The sequence below is a fragment of the Devosia sp. genome, from assembly GCF_017307565.1.
Taxonomy (GTDB): domain Bacteria; phylum Pseudomonadota; class Alphaproteobacteria; order Rhizobiales; family Devosiaceae; genus Devosia.
Map to the genome: position 1 here is coordinate 1 of NZ_JAFKHD010000211.1, position 8,522 is coordinate 8,522.

Below are 8,522 nucleotides of genomic sequence, written 5' to 3' on the forward strand. Positions count from 1 at the left end.
TCGAAGCCCTCGCGGCCCTGGCGCCGACCGTCCTCAATATCGGCAATCACGAACCCGATCTCGATCCGGACCTGGCCAATGTCATCGCCCAGGCCCAGGAAATCGGCATCACCGTCGTCAGCAACATCACCGATACCCGCACCGGCGACCTCTACACCAACACCACGGCCGACCTGACGCTGGGCGACCTGCCGGTGCGCGTGGTCGGCATTGCGACCGACAAGCTCAACACCTATCCCAAGGCGACACGCGAAGCGCTCACCATTCCGGAGCCCGCCGCCTGGGCCACGGAAAACCTCGCGGGTCTTCTCGATGGCGATGCGTTGCCGGTCGTCCTCAGCCATGCCGGCGTTGTCGCCGACCGCGCCATCCTGCCGCTCCTCGCCGATGGCACGCTGCTGATCGGTGGCCATGACCACCTGACCTTCACCCATGACGAGGGCAAGACCCGCTACGTCCACACCGGCTCGTGGAGCAGCACCTATACGATCGTTGCCGTTGCTGCCGATAAGTCGATGTCGGTCGCGCAGTCCCGCGTCGCTGCTGATGCCGCCGCCAACGCAGAGCTCGCAGCCCTGATCCGCGACACGCTCGCCGAACACCTGACCGAGGAAGAACTGGCCGCCATCGGCACCAGCCCTGCCGCCATGACGCTTGGCCAGACTGGCCGCTTTGTCGCGGAAAGCATGGCCAAGGCCGGCGAAGGCGATATCGGCTTCATCGGCCACACGACCCTGGGCAACGGCCTGCCGCAGGGCGATGTCAGCAAGTATGCCTTCGACTCGATCGTACGCTTCGACGGTAAGCTCGTGGTCGCCGAAGTGGATGCTGCGACGCTCGCCGAAATCCTCGCGGTAGTGAACCAGGACGACGCCCAGACGCTGGAACAGCGCACCGGCGACTTCCTCTACGCCGCTCCGACGGGCCTGCCGACCAAGGACGTCTATCGCCTCGTCACCAACGATTGGTCAGCGACCAACCAGAAGTCCTATTTCGGACGCGAAGACCTGGTGTTCACGCCCGGTCCCGAAGTGGGGATCAAGGCGCTGGTAGTTGCAGCGCTGAAGTAGGTTCTGCAACTGCCCCCCCTCCCGGCCTCCCCCATCAAGGGGGGAGGTGAAGGGATGGAAATGACGCTGCGTGGGGCCTACTGGCCCCGCTTGCGCGCTACCAGATCGACCAGATGCGACATGCCGACATGAGCCGAACCTTCGGCAACGGCGCTGTCGTGGTCGCCAAGGTGCAAGATTTCGAGCGCGGAAAACTTCTCCGCCAAGAGCGCTTCGGTATAGAGATTTTCGAGAATGCCCGGCCCGCCGGTGCGATATTCAAGCTGCCGCGGTCCATAGCCCTGCAGGATCAGCACCCCGCCCGGCCTGAGCGTCCGGATGATCCCGGCAAAGATCGCATCGCGCAGATCGGGGCCGGCAAACTGGAAGAAGATGCCAGCAACGACATCAAAGCTCTCGGCGGGCCAGTCATAGGCGGAAATGTCGAGCAGTCGCGTTTCCAGCGGCACGCCACGCTTCTCGGCCAGCCGCTGCGCCTTTTCGAGCCCGACGGGCGACGCGTCGACAGAGAGGACGTCCAGCCCCTGCTCCGCCAGCCACACGCCATTTCGCCCCTCGCCATCGGCAATGGCGAGGGCCTTGCCGCTGGACGGTAAATGAGCGGCTTGGGACGCGAGAAAAGCATTGGGCGCCTCGCCGAACACATACTCGTCCCGGCTATAGCGATCGTCCCAAAAGCTCATCAGTAATCCTGTTCGTAGAACACGCCGATGCTGGAGTTTCCGTCCTGCCCGGCGCTACCGCGCACCACCAGGTCGTCGGTCACATCGAGGTTGATGGTAACCTTGGACTGACCATTGGCCCCGGCGGTGACGCCCAGATAGACATTGTCCTGCAAATAGGTGCCCGCCTGCACGCCGACATTGCCCTGCGCGTCGGTGACCACGTCGAGATCTGCAAGACCCGCCGCACCGCGCAGCCCATCGACGAGACCACCCCCGCCACCACCAACCAGTTCGGCGGCCGCGCCGGCAAGCTGGGCCAGCTGGAGTGGGGTCAATTCGCCCATCGAGCGCTTGAAGATCAGGCGGCTGAGGACTTCATCCTGCGGCAGGCTCGGATTGGAGGTAAAGGTCACCTCCGGCGCCGAGGCCCGACCGGCAATGGTCACGAAGACGGTGATGCCATCGCCTTGGGTGCGGGCAACGAAATTGAGCTGCGGATCGAGGTCGCCCATCAGGGTCACGGTGCCGGTCTCGAAATCGAGGCGCTGGCCGAGGACCGAGAGACGACCCCGTTCGAGCGCGAAGGCGCCGACCGGCTGCACATTGCTCAGCGGGCCCGCAAGGCGCACCGAACCACCAACCTCGGCATCAAGGCCACGACCGCGAATGAAGATCTGGTTGGGCGCATTGACGGTGACATCGAGCAGCAGGCCCGAGGAACGCGTCTGCGGCACGGGAGCGCCCGCCGCATCGATGCGCGCCCGCTGCAGCGTCTGCTTCACATCGGCAGGCGTTGAAACATGGGTCACATCGATCATCGGTGCGCCGCCACCGAAACCTTCCGGCACGGTGATATTGGCGCTCTCGATATTGAGCGTACCCGCCAGCAGCGGCGTGCCGGTAAGATTGCCGGTCAGCGTCAGCCCGCCGGAAACCGTCGCGAGGAAAATTTCGCCATCTGAATAGCGCGCCGAGTTGAGCGCAACCCGCAGATCGGCCGGGAACTGCCCCGAAATGCCGACGGTGCCCGAGGCCGAAACACTGCCCCCAGTCGCAAGATTGGCCGACAGGCTCTCGATGCTCGCCGTGGTGCCGGCAAGCCAAGCGCGGCCGGTAATGCCCGTCAGGCGCAGGTTGAGCTCGGGGTCGATATAGCCGGCATCGCTCGTCGAAACCGAACCGCCGAACTGCGGCGATGCGATGCTGCCCGTAACGTCGGCATTGAAGCTCGCCGTCCCCGAAAGCTGGCCACCACGCTCGACGAGGAAACGATTGGCCAGCGTCAGCGGCGCGGAACCGGAGAGTTTGACCGAAAGGCCATTGCCCGCCAGCGGCACGCGGCCCGAGCCAGTGACATTGAGCCCGCCAGCGCCATTGGCCGAGACGCTACCGAGCGCAACCGTGTTGCCGGCATAAGTGCCGGAAACCGTGGCTGATATGGGCGCAATGCCGAAGGGCTGGATAGCAGCCGCATTGATGCCGCTGCCCCGTGCATCGAACCGCACCTGCGGATCGGACGAAGAGCCGGAAATGACCGCCTTGCCGTCGAGCGTGCCAGCAAGATCAAGGCTCGGCACGATGGCATTGGCGATCGAGAGCGGCAGGGCGGCGATGCTGACGTTGAGCGCCAGCGTCTGTCCCGCCGTGCCCGATGCCGTGATGCTGCCCGAGCCGACATCGAAGCGCAGCGCGTCAAGCGACACGCTATCGCCCTGCACCAGCAGGGTGGCGGGATTGGTCAGGCGCGCCGCAATGCTGCCCTGGTTGAGATTGGCGCGATCGAGCGCCAGGCGATAGCCGCCATCGACAGGTGCGAGACCACCGGCGACGTCAACGCTGGTCCCGGTGCTCAGGTCTGCCTGCGCATCAAAACTCGTCGTATTGCCGCTCTGGCTCGCCCGCGCATTGAGCGTGTTCACGGTCGTTCCGGCGGCAACCACCTTGCTCGCGGCGACAGTGCCATTGAGCGCTGGTACGCCAAACAAATCGACCGCCGTGGCGCTGATTTCAGCCTTGCCAACGGCGATGTCGTTGACCCGGAGATTGGTGGCATTGGCCGTGAGGCCCGCCTGCTGCACGCCATCGGCCGGCGACAGCACCAGCGCGGCATTGAGCCCGCCGGAGGCCTCGGTAAGGAGCAGCGCGGCGGCGAGCGACACGTCGGGCGCCACCACATCGAGGCGGCCTGTCAGCAATTGCGTATCGACGGCGCGACCGACCGAGCCGAACACGCGCGTACCCGCGATTTCGAACGCGAGATCATTGAGCGCCTGCTGCGCACTGTCCGCGACGATCTTGGATGCGAGCGTCGCGCGATTCCCGTCGAGCATGGCGGCGCCATCAACGGTGCCGCTGAGGCGGCCTTCGAAGAGCGAGAGATCGAGGCCCACCTGCGCATCGCGGAGGCTCCGGCCGACGAGATTGCCACTGGCGACATTGGCGTCGAGCACGAGATCGACAGGCGCATCGGCGCTTGCCGATTTGGCCGTGCCCCGCACCTTGAGCGCGCCCGAGGCCTGATCGGTCAGAAGACCGAGGTCCGAGAGGTCGAGCCCAATGGCGAAATTGGCTTCGCTGGTGCCGTAGACGCCATCGGCGGTGAACTGCACCTGCGGATTGGTCACGGCGAAATTATCGGCGACGATGCCGGCCTGAGTACGCGCCAGACGACCGGAAAGGTCGACCTCGCCGGCGAGCAGCGCGTCGGCGGTTTCATCGTCGATGGTCAGGTTGCGGCCCGAACCTTCAAAGGTCAGGTCGAAACCACCGCCAACAAAGGCCACATTGCCCTCGGCGTCGAGCGAAAGACCGCCCGTCAGCTCGCGATCAGCGAGGCCGGAGAAAGGCGCGATATTGTCGGTCTGGACGCCGATGCGCCCGCGGAAACCACCGCCATCGATGGTGCCGGAAAGGGCGGCGGTCAGCGCTTCGCCGACGACGCGCAACTGCGCGAGCTCGATCGGCTGGCCGGCATTCCAGAGCCCGGCAAGGCCAAGCCCGACGCTATCGCCGAGTGCGGCTTCCACCGCTTCGTCGCCGGTAATGCCCGAAACGGTGCCGTCGCCATTGAAGGTGACCATGCGCTTGGCAGGATCGGAAAGGTTGCTCGCAACGCCGGAGATGCCGAGGCCAACGCGGTTGGCCGCGAAATCGCCGGTAACAAGCTTGTCGATGCCGAGATCAGCGCGCCAGTTCTCGGAGCCTTCGCTGCCGAAATCCACGGTGAACTGCGCGGCCTGAAGCTGCGGTGCGCCGGGCGCCGGCAAAGTTACGGGACCACCGGCCGGATCGGCGATGGACGCTTTCAGCTCAAGGCGCGACAGGAAATTATCCGCCGTGGTGCTGGCCTTGGCGTCGAGCGCCAGCTGGCCGCCACTGAGCGTGAAGGCGTCGACATCGACGCCGCCGGCGCTGCGCACCAGCGCATCGACCGTCAGCCGCGTGTCGGCGCCGAAGAAGGGCCGATAGGTTTCCGCCATCAGCGTCGAAAGCGGTCCACCAAGATTGGCATCGATGGCAAAGCCGTCTGCCGTCTGGTTGATGGTCGACACACCGGCAAGCGCCGTCTGGCCATTGGCAAGCAGGGTCAGGTCGGCGCGCAGATCCGCCACCGGCCCCTTGCCGGCCAGCGTCAGCTGCATGGCCGGACGCCCTTCGACATTGAGCAGATTCGCCAGCACGCCGTTCTCGGGCTCGCTGAGATCAAGCTTCAGGTCGATCTCGTTGGTCTCATGGACATAGGCCACATCGAGATTGAGCGTGCCACCCGGGCCATCGAGGCGCACGATATCGAGCGCTGTATTGAGATTGCCGCCTTCGAGCTTGAGATTGCCCGCGAGCGAAACTTCCGAACCAAGCCCGAAGACGCCCGCACCAAAGGTCACCTTGGGAACGGAGAGCTCGCCGAGGTCGATGGCGACGGGGAATTCCGGCACCGAGAAGCCTGAGGCCTCCGGCGACGGCAGGTCGACGGTTCCCTCGGCTGGAATGGCGTTGCGGATATATTCGATGGAATCCGCCTTGAGCGAATTCACCTGCAGCCGGCCGGTAAAGAGCGCGGCCTGGCTCCAGTTGAGGCTGGCATTGTTCACGCGCAGCCAGACGCCTTCCTGGTCCGCAATGGTGATCTCGCGGATCGACACATCCGAACCCAGCGCGCCATCGATATTGGAGAGGCGGATTTGCCGCTCGGGCGTCGAGAGCTGGCCTTCGACGAAACCGGTCAGCCAGTCCTTCTGGGCCTCATCGGAATTATCCTGCGCAAAGAGTGCGACGGGAACGCCGATAGCCGGCACGACAACCAGCGTCGCCAATGCGAAGCGGCGGTATTTTTGGGGCAAAATCGTCATCAGAAAGCCTGCCCGATACCGGCGTAGATGGCGTAGTCAGGATCCCCTGCCCGCTTGTTGAGCGGCACGGCGATGTCGAGCCGCAGCGGACCGAGACCGGTGTAGTAGCGAATGCCGGCGCCCACGCCGAGCCGCAGCTCGTCAAGGCTGGGGAAGGTATCGGCCGCGACATAGCCGCCATCGACGAAGCCGACGATGCCGATGTCATTGGTCACCTTGGCCCGCGCTTCAAGCGACGCTTCGAGCAGATAGCGCCCGCCGGTCACCCCGCCCTTGCCGTCATCGACGCCGATGGACTTGTGGGCATAGCCGCGCACCGAGCCGCCGCCGCCGGCAAAGAACAGCTTGTCCGGCGCGATCTCGCTCAGCGACGGACCGAGCAATGCGCCTGCCTTGACCCGGCCGGCGATGACGAACATGTCGTCCTCGGCAAAGCCGAAATAGGTACGGCCCTCGGCGGTCAGGCGCAGGCCCATCTTGGCAAAGGAGAAGTCGTAATAGGGCTCGGCATTGCCGGCGAGATAAAAGCCTTCGGTGGGATCGACGGTGCTGTCGCGCCCGTCATAGATCACGCCAGCATAGACGCCGAGCGTCGAGAAGTCGCGCGTACCGAACACGTCGTCAAAGCGCGCACGCTCATAGACCACGCCGCCCTCGGCGGTGATCTCGTCGGAGAAGTAATGCGTGAGACCGAGACGGCCCTGCGCCGAGGTTTCGGTATAGGTCGGGTAGATCGTGCGTTCGGCCGCAACGGCGGCAACCAGATCGGTGTCGGGCGTCAGAAAGCCCGGCTTGGTGAAGGTGCCGCCGAACATATAGTCGAACTGCGCCGTGTCGATCGGCCAGGCAATGCTGGCGACGCGTGCATCGAGCCGCAGCCGTTCGGCCTGGCCGAAAAGGTTGCGCCAAAGATGGAAGCCTTCAAGGCCCAGGCCGTCGATGGTCGAATAGGTCGCACCCGCGCCAAAACGGCGGCCCGGCAGTTCCTCGACCACGAGCTGATAGGGCAGAAGCCCATCGGGCGAAATATCCTGCGCCGCCTGGAAGCGGGCCGCGCGGAACACTTCAAGCCGGTCAAGACGCTTCTGCGCTCGCGTCAGGTCGTCGGGGTCATATTCCTGACCAACGACAAGGCCGGTCTGCTGGCGCACGAAATCCGGATTCATCGCCTCTGCGCCGCTGACAGTGATGTCCCCGAAGGCGGCGAGACGGCCGGGATTGACGGTGATGGTCACATCGACCGTGTTGGTCGCGTGGTCGGCAACCACGTCGCGCTTGACGATTTCGGCCTTGGCATAGCCCTGCTGTTGCCAGGCCTGCACGGCCAGCTGCTCGGCCGTCAAGATCACCGAAGACCGCGCCACCTGCCCGCGGCCATAACCGCGCATGACCGGCAGATCGACCTCATCATCCGGGTCGGTCGTGGCCGGCGCCTGGTTGACGATGGCGACATTGTTGAAGGTGAAAAGCGGGCCGGCAGTGACGGCAATGGTCACATCGACCGGATCGGGCAGCTTTACGTCCGGCGCCAGATTGGCGGCCTCGGCCCCGCCGATGCGGATGCTGACGGCTGCGCCATAATGGCCTTCATTATAGAGGGCCGCGATGATGCGCCGATAGTCGCCGCGCGCCTTGGCAATCAGCCCGGCAGCGCCGGAGGCCGGCTCGTTCTCATCCTTGATCAGCGACGAGGCATTGCGGGCGGCGTTTTCGACAGCGCCGCTTTCGCTCGAGGTGAACGTGACCTTGTAGGCCTGGGGATCAATGATCACCTGGTCCTGGGTCTCGTCCTCGAAGAACTTGAAGCCGAAAAGTTCAAACCCATGCGCAGGGGCCACCGCAGCCAAAGAGGCCGCGGCGATGCACAAGGCGCCAATACTCGATACCCAACGCGCGCTTTGCAGTGAACCAGTTCCCGACCGTTACGCTTCAACCAGATGGTCAAAGCCACAATACCATGGCGCCTGGAAAGATTGAGTTAACCCTCCCCCCGCCTGCCCACAGGGCGTCGACTTGATGGCAAGTTTAGGGCGGGGTCGTCACATCGGGCAAGCGCAAGGGCCTAAAGTGATGAGATTGGGGCAAAATACGTGGCGGATGGGCAACGGTTTTTCGCCCCCCCCAAGGACGGCGGGCCTGACGATCGTGCGAAAACGAGAATCGGAACCGAGGCCCAGATTCTCGCTTTCGCGGGAACGACGCAGTGCATTTCGGCCGGTAAGGGCGAAAAACCTACTCTCTGGCCAGCGCGTCGACCGGATCAAGTCGCGATGCGGAGCGGGCCGGCATGAAGCCGAAGATGATGCCGATGAGGCTTGCTGAGACGATGGCGAGCACGATCGATTCTGGCGAATAGACCAGCCGCGCGCCCGAGACGAGCACCAGCAGCCCCTGCCCCAAGGCAAAGCTCAACCCCACCCCGGCGGCGCCGCCCACAA

At 64.6% G+C, this 8,522-nt stretch carries 4 protein-coding genes and 1 pseudogene; 1 reads left to right on the forward strand and 4 read right to left on the reverse strand.

From position 1 onward, the window contains the following. On the forward strand, window positions 1-1,070 hold a 1,070-nt coding region (locus tag J0I64_RS06695; protein ID WP_291406823.1), incomplete at its 5' end, for a bifunctional metallophosphatase/5'-nucleotidase. A 77-nt stretch (window positions 1,071-1,147) separates the two neighbouring features. On the opposite strand, the gene J0I64_RS06700 is transcribed toward J0I64_RS06695, so the two are convergent. The 4 genes and pseudogenes from J0I64_RS06700 to J0I64_RS06715 form a co-directional block, all read right to left on the reverse strand. After that, window positions 1,148-1,753 (reverse strand): class I SAM-dependent methyltransferase, encoded by a 606-nt coding sequence (locus tag J0I64_RS06700; protein WP_291406824.1) that lies wholly within the window; start codon window positions 1,751-1,753, stop codon window positions 1,148-1,150. Then, on the reverse strand, window positions 1,753-6,084 hold the full coding sequence (locus J0I64_RS06705) for a translocation/assembly module TamB domain-containing protein (RefSeq protein ID WP_291406825.1): 4,332 nt from the start codon (window positions 6,082-6,084) through the stop codon (window positions 1,753-1,755). Before J0I64_RS06705 ends, J0I64_RS06700 begins: the two co-directional genes overlap by 1 nt. Then, on the reverse strand, window positions 6,084-7,952 hold the full coding sequence (locus J0I64_RS06710; protein WP_291406826.1) for an autotransporter assembly complex family protein: 1,869 nt from the start codon (window positions 7,950-7,952) through the stop codon (window positions 6,084-6,086). The genes J0I64_RS06705 and J0I64_RS06710 overlap by 1 nt, the downstream gene beginning before the upstream one ends. Window positions 7,953-8,316: 364 nt before the next feature. Further along, a pseudogene (locus J0I64_RS06715) lies at window positions 8,317-8,522 on the reverse strand (macrolide ABC transporter permease/ATP-binding protein MacB); the annotation flags it as partial.